This window comes from Nitrospirillum pindoramense (genome assembly GCF_007827955.1).
Classification (GTDB): Bacteria; Pseudomonadota; Alphaproteobacteria; order Azospirillales; family Azospirillaceae; genus Nitrospirillum; species Nitrospirillum amazonense_B.
The window spans coordinates 17,666-32,488 of the sequence record NZ_VITR01000030.1; the positions used below are offsets into that span (position 1 = coordinate 17,666).

Here is a 14,823-nt window from a genome sequence, read left to right on the forward strand (position 1 = left end):
GGGTGCGGCCGGGGACCGGAAATCTTCGGGTACCAGGGACGGCCGCCGCCAATCCCGCGACTGCCCGCCCATTTCCGCCGGTCGCGCCCACGCCTGGCCACCGTGGCGCTGGTCTGCGCGGTGTTCGCGATGGCCGCCATCGCCTTGGCCGCCGTGGGACATGGCGATGTCCTTTTGCGGATTTATTATGTTTTCTTCGCTTTCTCCCTCCTGGGCGCCACGAAAGCGGCGATCCGTGAATTTTTCAGATGGGGGATCGTCTTCACCCTCACCGACGGAGGCGTGGCGCTGCCGCGGGGCTCCCTTATCCGCTGGGTGGATATCACCGGCGTGGGGCTGACCAAGGAAGAAACCTCGATCGTCCTGCAGCTGGACGACCCGGAGGAATTCTATAGCTCCCTCAAGTCGACCATGGTCTTCCTTCCACGCCTCAGCCCGCCGTCGCCCAAAGCGGTCCCGGTCACGCTTGACGCCGCCAACCTCACCGCCAGCCCCGCGGTGCTGGCCAACTGGATTTACCAGAAGGCCAAAGAGGCGCGAACATCGCCATCGGCGGCATGATCAGCGCGGCGGCGGCGAATTCTCCGGCGCCGCGCGCAGGGGTTGGGCCAGGATGACGACCCAGATGAAGGCGTCGTTGGGCCCGGTGGGCGTGGGGTTGGCCACGCGGGCGACGCCCACATCGGTCATGCCGGGGGTGACGAAGGCGCCAACCGTGGCGTCCGTGCCCTGCCAGATGTCCAGCGGCTGGCCGGGGTCGCCCGACGCCCGCGCCTCCAGCGCGATATCCTGCATGGGAATGTAATGCGCCTGGAGCAGGCCCTGGCGCAGATCCGGCGCGGTCGTGCCGCTGGCCAGCGACATGGCGCGGGCGGCGGCGGCGTCATCCAGCAGCGGCTGGCGGCTGAGCGCGGGCAGCCCGGCCTGGATGCGCGTCTTCTGCACGAAATCGACCAGCGTCTCCGCCGCGTCACGATCCGCAGCGTTCATGGTGATGGCCGTGCCGGCGGGCACCGCCGCCACCGCCTGGTTGCAGAAGCCACCCGCCATGTCGCCCACCGCCAGCAAGGTGGCCGTCAGCATCATGGTCTTGAGGACGCGCATCAGTCTGCTCCGTTTCTTATTCCTGTTGGATGGCCCGCCGGCGACGTGAATACCTGCCATCACCAATCACCGTCAAAACCCAGTTTAGGTCGTGAGTATGGCGGAATATCGACCAGGGGTGGCATGCATACTTGCGTATGAGCTTGGCGGGGGTTGGTGATTCTTTCCCACTGGTCAAGCCAGCGCCAGGAAATCCCTGGAAATTGGGGCCGCAACTAAGTTTTACACAAGCCCCGCGCGTGTTCGCCGACCAACCCTGTCAATCCTTTTTTTACCTTAAATGAACTATTTGTTAGATATTGACAGAACCTGTTTCAAACAAAATCAATAACTTAGCGTTTTATGCCTATTTAATAGGCAAAATCCTGAAAGCCTTGCGGCGCCTGCGTCGGCACACGCTATCAAAGGCTTTTCCGCAAACTTATCCACAGGTTCCGTGGAAGACCGCCGGGTTTTCCCCACCCCTCCGAATGGGGGCTGATTCGGGGACCGTTACCCCGGAAGGGGTACGATCCACCGCACGTTTCCGGGCCCCGCCGCACCACAACCGAAGCAGCCCACGAGCGGGATGCCAGGGCGGACACTCTGACCATTGACCCGGCACCGGCAATGGGCAGAGTGTCCGCCCCATGGCCATGACTGAAACCAGCACCGACATCCCCGCCGAGGTGTCCGCCGCGGAAACGCCGCCGGCCGACATGCCAAGCGACGCGACACCAAAAGTGCGCCGCCGCACCGTGCCTGACCTGAACCGGGGGGTGGAAACCATCAAGGCCTACCTGCGCACCCTGCCGGTGACGCCGGGCGTCTACCGCATGATGAACGAGGGCGGTGACGTCCTGTATGTGGGCAAGGCGCGCAACCTGAAGCGCCGGGTGGCCAACTACACCATGCCGGCCAAACTGCCGGTGCGGCTGCAGCGCATGGTGGCCGAGACGGTGACCATGGAGTTCGTCACGACCCATACCGAGGTCGAGGCGCTGCTTCTGGAATCCAACCTGATCAAGCGTCTGATGCCGCGGTACAACGTGCTGCTGCGCGACGACAAGACCTTCCCCCACATCATGATCACCCGGGACCATGACTACCCGGCCCTGATCAAGCACCGGGGCACACGCGACCGGGCCGGCGACTATTTCGGGCCATTCGCCTCCGCCGGGGCGGTCAACCGCACCATCACCGCCCTGCAGCGCGCCTTCCTGCTGCGCAACTGCACCGACAGCGTCTTTTCCACCCGCACCCGCCCCTGCCTACAGTTCCAGATCAAGCGCTGCACCGCCCCCTGCGTCGGCCGGGTCAGCCGCGCCCAGTATGGCGAGCAGGTGGACGAGGCCGCCGCCTTCCTGGCGGGCAAGAGCCGCGACATCCAGACCCGCATGGCAAGCGCCATGATGGAAGCGTCGGAGGCGCTGGACTTCGAGACGGCCGCCAAGATGCGCGACCGCATCCGCGCCCTTACCGCCATCCAGGCCCACCAGGACATCAATGTCGAGGGCATGGAGGACGCGGACATCATCGCCGCCTATCAGGACGGCGGCACCACCTGCATCCAGGTGTTCTTCTTCCGGGGCGGGCGCAACAACGGCAACCGCGCCTATTTCCCCAGCCACGACAAGAACCAGGGCACGGCGGAGGTGCTGTCCGCCTTCATCGCCCAGTTCTACGACAACCGCGCCGCCCCCGGCCTGGTGCTGATCAGCGAGGACGCGGAGGAGCAGGAGCTGCTGGCCGAGGCCCTGACCCTGCGGGCGGGCCGCAAGGTGGAGCTGGCCGTGCCCAAGCGCGGCGACAAGAAGCGCCTGATGGACCATGCCCTGACCAACGCGCGCGAGGCCCATGGCCGCCGCCTGTCGGAAACGGGCAGCCAGGCCAAGCTGCTGGCCGGGGTGGCGGAGGTCTTCGGGCTGGAGGCGGCGCCCGCCCGCATCGAGATCTATGACAACAGCCATATCCAGGGCGCCCACCCCATCGGCGGCATGGTGGTGGCCGGCCCCGATGGCTTCATCAAGAACGCCTATCGCAAGTTCAACATCCGCGACCCCAAGGCGGCCGGTGACGACTTCGCCATGATGCGCGAGGTGCTGACCCGCCGGTTCGACAGGGCCCTGAAGGAGGATCCGGAGCGCACCGGCGATACCTGGCCCGACCTGCTGCTGATCGACGGCGGCGAGGGGCAGCTGGGCGTGGCGGTGGAGGTTCTGGCCGAGCTGGGCCTGTCCGACATCCCCCTGGTGGGCATCGCCAAGGGCCCCGACCGCGACGCGGGGCGCGAACGCTTCTTCATGCCGGGGCGCCCCCCCTTCGGCATGGATCCGCGCGACCCCGTGCTCTATTTCCTGCAGCGCCTGCGCGACGAGGCCCACCGCTGGGCCATCGGCAGCCATCGCCAGCGCCGGGAAAAGGCCATCAGCGCCAGCCCGCTGGACGAGGTGGCCGGCATAGGCCCCAAGCGCAAGAAGGCCCTGCTGCTGCATTTCGGCTCCGCCCAAGCCGTTTCACGGGCAGGACTGGCCGACTTGCGCGCGGTGGACGGGATATCGGACGCCGTGGCCAAAATCATCTATGACCACTTCCATCCGGACGGCTAAACTCCCGCCCACCGGATTGTCACCCGACGGACTGCCGCCCGTGGGTTCCCGTCAGGCGCCACCGCCCTGCCGGCAATTCCATCGTGCCGCCTGAGATCGCCCCCAGGACCGCTTCATGCTGACCAGCCTGCCCAACCTGTTGACCCTGTCGCGGATCGTCCTGATCCCCGTCATCCTGGCCCTGCTCTGGTTTCCGGCGACCTGGACGGCCTGGACGGCCGCCGGGCTGTTCGCGCTGGCCGCCATCACCGACTATTTCGATGGTTACCTGGCCCGGGCCTGGCACGAGGAATCCATCATCGGCCGGTTCCTGGACCCCATCGCCGACAAGCTGCTGGTGGCGGCGGTGCTGTTCCTGCTGGTGGCCGACCATAAGATCGTGGGCCACGCCGTTCTGCCCGCCGTGATCATCCTGCTGCGCGAGGTGGCGGTATCGGGCCTGCGCGAGTTCCTGGCCGGTCTGCGCGTGGGTGTGCCCGTGTCGCGCCTGGCCAAGTGGAAGACCGCCATCCAGCTGATGGCCATCGGCTGGCTGATCGTGGGCGATCACGGCCCCACCTGGCTGTTCGTGCGCCCCATTGGGGAGGTCGGCCTGTGGGCCGCCGCGGTGCTGACCCTGATCACCGGGTGGGATTACCTGCGCGCCGGCCTGCGGCATATGCTGGCCCCCACCGGAGAGGCCCCGTCGGCGGAGCCCACCCCAGCGGCCTCCCCCAAGGCGCCCCCGGTCATCAGCGCCGCCCGCACGGGAGCCTGAGCCATGCGCATCCTCTATTTCGCCTGGCTGCGCGCCAAGATCGGCACCGCCGAGGAAGAGGTGGCGCCGCCCGCGGAGGTGGCGACCACCGGCGACCTGATCACCTGGCTGCAATCGCGTGGCCCCGCCTACGCCGACGCGCTGGCCAACCGCGCCGTGGTCAAGGTGGCGGTGAACCAGGACTATGTCGGCATGGACCATCCCCTGGCGCCAGGGGATGAGGTGGCCTTGTTCCCCCCCGTGACCGGAGGCTGACATGGCCATACGCGTCCAGGCGGAGGATTTCGACGTGGGCGCCGAACTGGCGGCCCTGAGCGACGGCAACCCATCCATCGGCGGCGTGGCCAGCTTCGTGGGCCTGGTCCGCGACATGTCCAAGGGGGATGGGGCCGGCGGCGATGCCGTCAGCGCCCTGACCCTGGAGCATTATCCCGGCATGACGGAGCGGCAGCTGGCCGCCATCGAGGCGGAGGTGCGGGCGCGCTGGCCGCTGGACGCGGTGCTGATCATCCACCGCCACGGCCGCCTGCTGCCTGGCGACCGCATCGTCCTGGCCGCCTGCGCCAGCGCCCACCGCGCCGCCGCTTTCGAGGCCTGCTGGTTCCTGATGGATTGGCTGAAGACCAAGGCGCCCTTCTGGAAACAGGAGGAGACGCCGGACGGCGCGCGCTGGGTCGAGGCCAAGGAAGAGGATGAGCATGCGGCCGATCGGTGGCGGCAGCAGGCGCCTTGATCCATCCAGGACCCAAACGGTCGGCGGATACCTGAGAATACGCGGGGCTTTTCAGGCGTCGACTCAGACGCTTCCCTCCTTATGCCTGTCGCATGCCGAGTCTAATACCTTCCGTCTAGTCTCTGACTCATTAACTAAAACCTTGGTCAAGTCTTCACTTTTAGTGGGAACAACACCGACAGCGTGGGACAGGGTCTCCCAAATGTTGTAGGATAGCGGCATCAGCTCCAGAGCCCCCATGCCCGACACTTCCAACAACCCGGCCGACCTGCTGGCGCAGGATCAACGTAACGCCACCATCCTATTGGTGGATAACAACCAGGGATCACTGATCGCCCTGGTTGACATGCTGCGCCAGGGGGGGTTCCGGTTCGTTCATTGTCGGCAGTATGCGCGCGACTTGGCGGGATATTGCCGTGACCTGTCGCCCGATGTGCTGGTCCTGAACCTGGACGGCGACGGGCCGGCCGAGAACGCGGGGCTGATGGCGGCCTTGGACACGCTGTCAACCCTGCCCGCCGGAGCCCGCCCCGCCGTGTTGCTGCGCGTCGGCCTGCTGGACACCACCCAGCGGGAGCAGGCGCGCCGCCGCGGCGTCGGTGACTTCATCGCCCACAACTGCCACCCCACCGAGGTCGTGACCCGCGTGGCCAGCGCCGCTCGGCTGCGCTTCCTGGATATTCAGCTGGTGCAACAGCAGCGTCAGGTGGAGATCCAGCTCAGGGACCGCACCGGCCGCCTGCTGGAATCGCTGGAGGCCATGCAGGAGCGGGAGCGGACGTTGCTGGCGGCGTTGGAGCAGACGCGCATGGAAATCCGCCAGAAGGCGGACTTCCTCGCCCATGCCACGCACGAACTGCGCACGCCCCTGAACGCCATCCTGGGCTTCGCCGACCTGCTGCGGCGGGAGTTCCATGGCCCGCTGGGCGACGCCCGTTACCTGGAATACGCCGAGGATGTGCACGCCGCCGCCAGCCACATGGCCGCCGTGGTGGACGGCACGCTGGACCTCAGCCGCGCCGAGTCGGGGCAGGCGATCCTGGAGATGCGGGACATCGACATCGGCCGCGCCGTGCAGGACAGCGCCCGCCTGCTGCGCACCCTGGCGGCGGACAGCGGCGTGGACCTGACGGTGAAGGTGCCCGACCAGCCGCTGCGCTTGCGCACGGATCCGGAGAAGGTGCGCCAGATCATCCTGAACCTGGGCTCCAACGCCCTGAAGTTCACGCCAAGGGGCGGGCGGGTAACAGTGGAGGTGCAGGCCGACGATCGGGGCGGCGCGCTGATCCTGGTGGTCCGGGACACCGGCGTGGGCATGGCCCCGCACGAATTGCCCATCGCGCTGAAGCCCTTCGGTCAGGTGCGCGGTCCCCAGCACGCGGGCGCCCGTGGCACGGGGCTGGGCCTGCCGCTGACCAAGCGCTTCGTGGAGATGCTGGGCGGCACGCTGGATATCACCAGCACGCCCGGCCGGGGCACCGTCGTCACCGTGCGCCTGCCAGCGCCGGCGAGCGATACGGACGCCAAGCGCGCCAGCGCCTGAGCCATTCCCATCCGGCTGCTTCAGGACCGGCTGACTACCGCTTTACGTTTAGGGAAACTTGACCGGCACCATTCCCGCCGGTGAAAAAGGAAAAGCCCGCGGGAGGTGCGTCCTTCCTCCCGCGGGCTTTACGCATCCGGCGGACCTGAACCCGGCCGGATGCGGTTTCTGCGTCACTCCGGCCCGTCAGGGCCGGTTGTCGGCGGCGGGGGTGCGTCTCTCCCCCGCCGCCAACCCTTTGAACCCTACACGCGCCTTAGCGCACGCCGGACCGGCGCAGGCTGTCCGGCGAGAAGTCGGCCGCCGTCAGGCTGACGTTGAAGTTGTAGGGCTTTTCCTGGTTGGTGAAGCCGCTGGCGGTGTAACGGCCCGACTGCAGGTCGTACACGGCGAACAGGCCGGCCCAGTAGCTCTGGATGTCATAGAAGTTGATGCCGTGGGCCTCGGTCACGCGCCACAGCTGGTCGCGGCTGTCATACTGGTCGGCGACCAGGATGCCCCAGCTGTCCTCGTCCACGTAGAAGGTGCGGCGGGGATAGATGTGGCTGGTGCCGGCCTTCAGCTTGCCCTCGACCACCCACACCCGGTGCAACTCATACCGGGCATAGTCCTGGTTGATGTGCTTCGGCTTGATCAGCTGGTCATAGGTCAGTTTGTCGCTCTGCAGCTGATAGGCGTTGTAGGGGACGTACATCTCCTTCTTGCCGACCAGCTTCCACTCGTACCGGTCCGGGGAGCCGTTGAAGACGTCCAGCTGGTCGGAGGTGCGCAGACCGTCCGAGGCCGTGCCCGGGTTGTCATAGGCGACGTTGGGCGCGCGGCGGACGCGGCGCTGACCGGGGTTGTAGGTCCAGGCGTTACGCGGTTCCTTCACCTGGTCCATGGTCTCATGCACCAGCAGGATTTCGCCCGCCAGGCGCGCCGGCGCCGTCACTTCCTGCTGGAAGTACAGCGAGGTCTGGCCGTCCGGGCCGGTGTCGGAATAGACGAACTTCGACTTTTCGTCGATGTTGATCATGGTGTAGGCGCCATCGGACTGCGGGTTGGCCGCGCCGTACTGGCGTTCCAGCTGCTTGCCCTTCCAGCGCAGAATGTGGTTCCACACCACCTCAACACCCGACTTCGGAATCGGGAAGGGCACGCCCACCTTGGCCCCATCCACGCCGTTGCCGTCGTCCACCAGCTTGGCGCGGGTGGCGTTGGCCAGCGTCTCGTCATAGACGCTCTTGGGCAGGGAGGCGCTGCGGTGGGTCGGGTAAACGACCATCTTGTAATCGGGGTACTGCTTCAGCAGGGCCTTCAGGCCTTCCGGCAGCTTATCCGCGTATTGGGCCATGTTCTGGCCGGTGATGGTGAACAGGGGCTTGTCGCTGGCGTAGGGGTCGACATAGACACCGCCGGGCTTGTATCCGGCGGGCGGAGCGGTGATGCCGCCGGTCCATTCCGGGATGGTGCCGTCCTTGTTGCCCGCCTTCTCGGCGCCGTTGGGCGTCAGGGTCTTGCCCAGGTCAGCCGCCGACTGCGCCAGCGCGACGCTGGCCATGCCCCCCAGACAGACGGCGAAGGCGCCGCCGACCAACGCGGTGTTGCTCCACTTCATCCTTTTCCTCCCTTGTGCGCCCGGGTGTTCACCGACGCGCGTATCGTTAGCCGAGTGGGTCCTGGTCCAAACGCTCGTTTCCCAAACACCCATTCCCAAACGCTCACTCAAGGATCCTCCCACCTCTGGGACAACCGTCCCGGGATTGGCGTTTGATCCTCTCATTTCAATAGTTTGGTCGATGCCGGCCCGACGCGCAATGGCTGTCGAACCGGCATCGCCGGAGAAAAGCGGGTGTGGGGCTCAGAACAGTTCGGGCTCCAGATCCATGACGGTCTTGGCCCCGGACATCAGGGCCTTGAAGCGGAAATCCACCTCGGGCAGCAGGCGCTGCACGAAGAAGCGGGCGGTCTTGATCTTGGCTTCATAGAAGCCGGACTTGCCATTGCCGCCCTCGGCCAGCTTGGCGTTTGCCACCTTGACCATGCGCAGCCACATCCAACCCAGGGCCACCAGGCCGAAGATGCGCAGATAGTCGGTGGAGGCGGCACCGGCCTCGTCGGGGTTCTTCATGCCCTTCTGGGCGATGATGGCGGTGGACTGCTGCAGCTTGCCGAAGGCCTTGGCCAGCGGGCCGGCGAATTCCAGCAGATCCGTATCCTCCATCGCCGACTCCAGTTCACCCGCCAGCGGGTGGAAGAAGCGGCGCAGCAGGCGGCCCATGTCCTGGCCCAGCTTGCGGCCCACCAGGTCCAGCGCCTGGATGCCGTTGGCGCCTTCGTAGATCATGGCGATGCGGGCATCGCGCACGAACTGCTCCATGCCCCATTCGCGGATATAGCCGTGGCCGCCGTACATCTGCTGGGCCATGGTCGCGCACTCATAGCCCATGTCGGTGAAGTAGGCCTTCACCACCGGGGTCAGCAGGGCCACGAACTCGTCCGCCTCGGCGCGGGCCTTGGGGTCCGGGTTGTGGGCCGCCTGGTCCAACTGGATGCCCACCCAATAGCCCAGGGCGCGGGCGCCCTCGGTGAAGGCCTTGATGGTCATCAGATTCTTGCGCACGTCCGGATGGACGATCAGCGGATCGGCGGCCTTCTCCGGCTCCTTGGCCCCGGTCAGCGACCGGCCCTGCAGGCGTTCCTTGGTGTAGGTCACCGCGTTCTGGTAGGCGACGGTGGCGATGCCCAGGCCCTGCATGCCCACGCCCAGGCGGGCGGCGTTCATCATGGTGAACATGGCGCGCATGCCCTTGTGGGGCTCACCCACCAGCCAGCCCTTGGCGTCGTCGAAATTCATGACGCAGGTGGCGTTGGCCATGATGCCCATCTTGTGCTCGATGGAGCCGCACATGACGCCGTTGCGTTGGCCGGGCTGGTTATCCGCGGTCGGCAGGAACTTCGGCACCAGGAACAGGCTGATGCCCTTCACGCCCGGGGGCGCGTCCGGCAGCTTGGCCAGCACCAGGTGGATGATGTTGCTGGTCAGGTCATGCTCACCGGCGGAGATGAAGATCTTGGTGCCGGTGATGTTGTAGCTGCCGTCGTCGTTGGGGACGGCCTTGGTCTTGATCAGCCCCAGGTCGGTGCCGCAGTGCGGCTCCGTCAGGCACATGGTGCCCGACCACTCGCCCGAGGTCATCTTGGGCAGGTAGGTGTCCTTCAGCTCATCATTGGCGTGGGTGTGGATGGCGTTCCACGCCCCCTGCGTCAGGCCCGGGTACATGGCGAAGGCCATGTTGGCGGAGATCAGCAGTTCCTCGAGCACGAAGGTGATGGCGTGGGGCAAGCCCTGGCCACCGTACTTCGGGTCCATGGACAGGCCCTGCCAGCCGCCCTCGACATAGGCCTGGTAGGCTTCCTTAAAGCCCTTGGGGGTGCGCACCACGCCGTTCTCGTAGTGGCAGCCCTCCTCATGGCCGGAGCGGTTCAGGGGCTGCAGCTCGTTCTCGCAGAGCTTGGCCGCCTCTTCCAGGATGCTGGAAACGAGATCGCGGGTGGCGTCCTCGAAGCCCGGCAGCTTGGCCAGATCTTCGGCCTGCAGCAGGTCGTTCAGGACGAAATCGATGTCTTCGAGCGGCGCCTTGTAGGTCGGCATCGGAGAATTCCCTTAATTCCAAGGGGTAGCTTCGGGACACGCCGGGACGGTCACCCATCCCGGCCCCAAGACGAGAGCGTCAGTTGCGCAGCGGCTTGCCGGTGGACAGCATGTGGTCGATGCGGTCGATGGTGCCGGGCGTGCGCACCAGGCGCATGAAGGCCTCGCGCTCCAGGTCCAGCAGGTCGTCCTCGGTCAGCACCGTGGTGATGTCGGTGTCGCCACCGGTCAGCACCCAGGCCAGTTCGCCGGACACCACCACATCGTGGTCGGTGGCCTTGCCCTGGCCGTGGAAGCCTTCCACCGCCATATCCAGCGCCGTGCGGGCGCCGGGACCGGGCAGGCGGATTTCCAGTGGCTCCGGCGCCGTGTAGTCCTTGGCCAGTTCCAGGGCCTTGGCCTTGGCGTCGGCCAGCAGGCGGTCGCGGTTCATGGTGATGCCGTCGGTCGGGCGCAGGATCAGCATCTCCTTCGCCTCGAACGCCGACTTCGCCACCTTGGCCGTGCTGATGTACTCGAAGGCCTTGGCGATGGGGGGCATTGGGCCGCCCGGGCGCTTCTTGTTGAAGGTGTGGCGGTACAGCATTTCCTTGCAGCCGCCCCAGCCGGGCACCAGGCCCACGCCCACCTCGACCAGGCCGATATAGCTTTCGGCGTGCGCCTGCACCGCGTCGCAGTGCAGCAGGATCTCGCAGCCACCGCCCAGGGCCATGCCCGAGGGCGCGCCCACCACGGGGAAGGGCGCGTACTTCAGCGCCTTGTAGGTCTGTTGGCCTTCGGCCGTCGCCTGCTCGATCTGCGGCCACAGGGCGATGTTCAGCGCGAACAGGGCCAGGCCCAGGTTGGCGCCGACGGAGAAGTTGTCGCCCTCGTTATGGATGACCAGCGCCTTGTACGCCCCGGACTTGCCGTCGCCGATGATGTCGATGGCCTTGCGGTAGAGGGCCATCACCTGGTCGTCCAGGGCGTTCATCTTGCCCGTGAATTCCAGGCACAGCACGCCGTCGCCGATATCCCACAGGGCGGCGGAGGCCGTCTTGGCCACGGGCTTGGATGCCCGCTTCACGTCCGACAGCAGCAGCACGCCCGCGGGGCGTTCCACCACCGCGTACTCGCCCTGCGTGGTCAGGTAGTGCAGGCGGCCCTCCTCCACCTTGTAGAAGGGGCGGCCGGCGGCCAGGGTCACCAGGGCGGGAACCGGCAGGCCGGCCTCGGTCAGCTTCTCCGCGAACCAGGCCGTGCCCAGGGCGTCGATCATCTCGAACGGGCCCTGCTTCCAGTTGTAACCCAGGCGCATGGCGGCATCGACGTCCAGGATGGTGTCGGCGATCTCCGGCACCAGGCTGGCGGCGTAGGCCAGCGCCTGGCTCAGCACCTTCCAGGCGTACTGGCCGCCCTTGTCGCTGTGGGTCACCAGGCCCTTCAGGCTGCGCTCCTTGGCCGACGCCAGCTCGGCCTTAACGGTCGGGCGGTAGGCGCCGGTCTTCAGGTCAATGGTCTCGCGCACCCGCTTGCCGTCCGGCATCTTGGTCTGGCGGTAGAACCCGCCCTTGCCCTTACGGCCGGTGTAGCCCTCGGCGATCATCTTCGCCTGCAGCGGATTCTCGCGGTAGACCCGGCGATAGTCATCCTGCGCCGGCAGGGTGGACAGCAGGCTCTTGGCGATGTGCGGCCCGAGGTCGATGCCGACCAGGTCCAGCAGGCCGAAGGTGCCGGTCTTGGGCAGGCCCATGGGCTTGCCGGTGATCAGGTCGGTCTCCTCCACCGTCAGGCCCAGATCCTCGGCCGCATTCACCGCCGCCTGGAACCAGTAGGTACCGATGCGGTTGGCGATGAAGCCGGGGGTGTCCTTGCAGTGCACGACGCCCTTACCCAGGCGCACGTCGCACACCTGGCGGATGGTGTCGACGGCGTCCTTGCGGGTCTTGGGACCGGCCACGATCTCCAACAGCCGCATGTAGCGCGGCGGGTTGAAGAAGTGGGTGATCAGGAAGTCGGCGGCGAACTGGTCGCTGGCGCCCTCCAGCAGGATCTCCAGCGGGATGGTGGAGGTGTTGGAGCTGACGACCGAGCCCGGCTTGCGCACCGCGTCCAGGCGGCGGTACAGCGCGTGCTTGATGTCCTTGTTCTCGATCACCGCCTCGATGATCCAGTCGACGTCCTTCAGCTTTTCCAGGTCGTCTTCCGTGTTGCCGGGGGTGACCAGCTTGGCGGCGTCCCGGTGCATGAAGGCGGCGGGTTCCGTCTTCAGCAGCTTCTCGACCGCCCCCTTGGCGACGACGCTGCGGTCACCGCCGCTGTCCTTCACGGCCTGGGGAACGATGTCCAGCAGGAAGACGGGAATGCCCGCGTTGGCGATGTGGGCGGCGATGCCGCTGCCCATCACCCCGGCGCCGATAACGGCGGCGCTTTTGATTTCCATGGGGTCTCTCCTCAACCGGGGGCCGATCAGACCGCTTCCAGGACGGTGGCGATGCCCTGGCCGCCGCCGATGCACTGCGTGGCCAGCGCGAACTGCTTGCCTTCGCGCTTCAGCAGGCTGGCGGCCTTGCCAGTGATGCGGGCGCCCGTGGCGCCCAGCGGGTGGCCCAGGGCGATGGCGCCGCCATCCAGGTTCACCTTGGCGGGGTCGAAGCCCAGCTCATGCGCCACGGTCATGGACTGCACCGCGAAGGCCTCGTTGCTCTCCACGATGTCGATGTCCTTCACCGTCAGCCCGGCGCGCTCCAGCGCCTTGCGCGAGGCCGGCACCGGGCCGTAACCCATGATGGTGGCGTCGCAGCCGGACACGGCGATGGAGCGGATGCGGGCCAGGATGGGCAGGCCATGGGCCTTGGCGTACTCCTCGCTGGTCACCAGCGTGGCGGAGGCGCCATCGGTCAGCGGGCTGGAGGTGCCGGCGGTGACGGTGCCCTCCTGGTCGAAGGCCAGCTTCAGGCCGGCCAGGGTCTCGGCCGTGGTTTCGGGGCGGATGCAGCCGTCCTTGTCCACCAGCTTGCCCCTCACGTCGATGCCGACGATCTCATCGGCCAGGCGGCCGGCGGCCTGCGCGGCGGCCGCCTTCTGGTGCGAGGTGACGGCGTAGGCCTCCTGGTCGGCGCGGCTGAAGCCGAACTTCTTGGCCAGGTTCTCGGCCGTGATGCCCATGGCCATGTAGGCGCCGGGGTTGGCGGCGTGCAGGGCCGCGTTGGGCATGGGGTTGAAGCCACCCATGGGGATGCGGGTCATGCTCTCGACACCGGCGGCGATGAAGGCCTTGCCGGCACCCAGCGCGATGGCGCCCGCCGCCATGTGGATGGCCTGCATGGAGGAACCGCAGAAGCGGTTGACCGTGGTGCCGGCAACGGCCTGGGGCAGGCCGGCGATCATGCCGATCAGCTTGGCGACGTTGAAGCCCTGCTCCCCTTCCGGGAAGGCGCAACCGACGATCAGGTCTTCCAGATCGGCGGTGTTCACGCCGGTGCGCTCGACCAGCGCCTTGACCACCGTCGCGGCCAGATCGTCAGGACGGACCTTCACCAGGTCGCCCTTGTTGGCCAGCGTGAACGGGGACCGGGCGTAACCGGCGATAACGGCTTTAGTCATTGGTGTGCTCCTCGCCTTGGCAAACGGGGCGGCGCCTCATTTCGCGGGCGCCGGATCATTGGGGTGCGGGAAGGACCGGGCCGGGATGCGTCCCCGGCACGGCGAACTGGATGAACGGATGGGAAGGGACCCGGCGCCTGTCAGACGTCCAGGGCCCCCTTCTTGGCCAGATGGTCGACGACCAGGCTCTCGATATCCTTGAGGTCGACCAGCGTCTGCTGCACGTCGCGCAGCTGCTGTTCCAGGGTGGTGATGCGGTCGCGCGCGCTTTTCAGCAGGAAGCGCATCTGCGGCACCTGGGCGTCCCCCACCTCATAGAGGTCGAGGAAGTCCTTGATGCCGGCGATGGTGAAGCCCAGGCGCTTGCCGCGCATGATGAGCTTCAGGCGCGCCCAGTCACGATGGGTATAGACCCGCTGCTGCCCCTCGCGTCGCGGGGTCAGGAGGCCCTCGTCCTCATAATAGCGGATGGTGCGGGGCGTCAGCTCGAAGGCCTCGGCCAATTGACTGATGGTGTAGGTCTCTTCCACCGCCGTCACGGGCGCTCCGTCGGGCATGGGTCCTCTCCCTGGACTGGCCGATGCCCCCTCGTTCAGTGGAGGGTCGGCGCCTTACGTTTACGTAAACGTAAGGGTAGGGACGACGGATGTCAATGGGCCTGAATCAACTTTCAACTTCATCCGTTGGGGATAACCGTTGGCTTGAAAAATCGTGCCCGCAGGCGGCGGTCGGGCGCGCCCGCGGCCTAGGGGCGCTTTGACTGAAGGGCGGGCGCCAGCGGCATGAGATACCGTCAGGTTGATCAAGATTTTTTGTCAGCCAGCGAGCTTTGGCACGAAGGGCTTTCGGGCCTTAGCGACGGCGTAAACGGCGACG

The 14,823-nt window shown here is 66.8% G+C and carries 12 protein-coding genes; 6 read left to right on the plus strand and 6 right to left on the minus strand.

Annotated features, from left to right (window positions below; translation table 11 throughout):
* Nucleotides 1-129: 129 nt before the first annotated feature.
* Complete coding sequence (locus tag FBZ90_RS27165; RefSeq protein ID WP_145736764.1) at nt 130-561, plus strand: hypothetical protein; 432 nt, start codon at nt 130-132, stop codon at nt 559-561.
* Here FBZ90_RS27165 and FBZ90_RS27170 read toward each other — a convergent pair whose 3' ends face one another.
* A complete protein-coding gene (locus tag FBZ90_RS27170) occupies nt 562-1,104 on the minus strand; it encodes a hypothetical protein (protein WP_145736766.1) in 543 nt (180 codons plus the stop codon).
* Between the two features lie 698 nt (nt 1,105-1,802).
* On the opposite strand from FBZ90_RS27170, the gene uvrC reads away from it, so the two are divergent.
* From uvrC to FBZ90_RS27195, 5 genes are all read left to right on the plus strand, one after another.
* The gene (gene uvrC / locus FBZ90_RS27175) at nt 1,803-3,692 is read left to right on the plus strand and encodes an excinuclease ABC subunit UvrC (protein ID WP_145736790.1); all 1,890 of its coding nucleotides are present in this window, start codon (nt 1,803-1,805) and stop codon (nt 3,690-3,692) included.
* A 115-nt stretch (nt 3,693-3,807) separates the two neighbouring features.
* Nucleotides 3,808-4,449, plus strand: coding sequence for a CDP-diacylglycerol--glycerol-3-phosphate 3-phosphatidyltransferase (gene pgsA / locus FBZ90_RS27180; RefSeq protein WP_145736768.1), 642 nt, complete (start codon nt 3,808-3,810; stop codon nt 4,447-4,449).
* A 3-nt stretch (nt 4,450-4,452) separates the two neighbouring features.
* Nucleotides 4,453-4,704 (plus strand): molybdopterin converting factor subunit 1, encoded by a 252-nt coding sequence (moaD, locus tag FBZ90_RS27185; RefSeq protein ID WP_145736771.1) that lies wholly within the window; start codon nt 4,453-4,455, stop codon nt 4,702-4,704.
* Between the two features lies 1 nt (nt 4,705).
* The gene (locus FBZ90_RS27190; RefSeq protein WP_145736774.1) at nt 4,706-5,182 is read left to right on the plus strand and encodes a molybdenum cofactor biosynthesis protein MoaE; all 477 of its coding nucleotides are present in this window, start codon (nt 4,706-4,708) and stop codon (nt 5,180-5,182) included.
* Nucleotides 5,183-5,420: 238 nt separating this feature from the next.
* On the plus strand, nt 5,421-6,725 hold the full coding sequence (locus FBZ90_RS27195; RefSeq protein WP_145736777.1) for an ATP-binding response regulator: 1,305 nt from the start codon (nt 5,421-5,423) through the stop codon (nt 6,723-6,725).
* A 256-nt stretch (nt 6,726-6,981) separates the two neighbouring features.
* Here FBZ90_RS27195 and FBZ90_RS27200 read toward each other — a convergent pair whose 3' ends face one another.
* The 5 genes from FBZ90_RS27200 to FBZ90_RS27220 form a co-directional block, all read right to left on the minus strand.
* Nucleotides 6,982-8,325, minus strand: a complete 1,344-nt coding sequence (locus FBZ90_RS27200) for a DUF1329 domain-containing protein (RefSeq protein ID WP_145736780.1) — start codon at nt 8,323-8,325, stop codon at nt 6,982-6,984.
* Nucleotides 8,326-8,568: 243 nt separating this feature from the next.
* Nucleotides 8,569-10,362 carry an acyl-CoA dehydrogenase C-terminal domain-containing protein gene (locus FBZ90_RS27205; protein WP_145736782.1) on the minus strand — a complete coding sequence of 598 codons (1,794 nt, stop codon included), beginning with the start codon at nt 10,360-10,362 and terminating at the stop codon, nt 8,569-8,571.
* Nucleotides 10,363-10,441: 79 nt separating this feature from the next.
* Nucleotides 10,442-12,784 carry a 3-hydroxyacyl-CoA dehydrogenase/enoyl-CoA hydratase family protein gene (locus tag FBZ90_RS27210; protein ID WP_145736784.1) on the minus strand — a complete coding sequence of 781 codons (2,343 nt, stop codon included), beginning with the start codon at nt 12,782-12,784 and terminating at the stop codon, nt 10,442-10,444.
* Nucleotides 12,785-12,810: 26 nt separating this feature from the next.
* The gene (locus tag FBZ90_RS27215; protein ID WP_145736787.1) at nt 12,811-13,947 is read right to left on the minus strand and encodes a thiolase family protein; all 1,137 of its coding nucleotides are present in this window, start codon (nt 13,945-13,947) and stop codon (nt 12,811-12,813) included.
* A 140-nt stretch (nt 13,948-14,087) separates the two neighbouring features.
* Complete coding sequence (locus FBZ90_RS27220; protein WP_246130894.1) at nt 14,088-14,504, minus strand: MerR family transcriptional regulator; 417 nt, start codon at nt 14,502-14,504, stop codon at nt 14,088-14,090.
* Between the last annotated feature and the right edge of the window lie 319 nt (nt 14,505-14,823).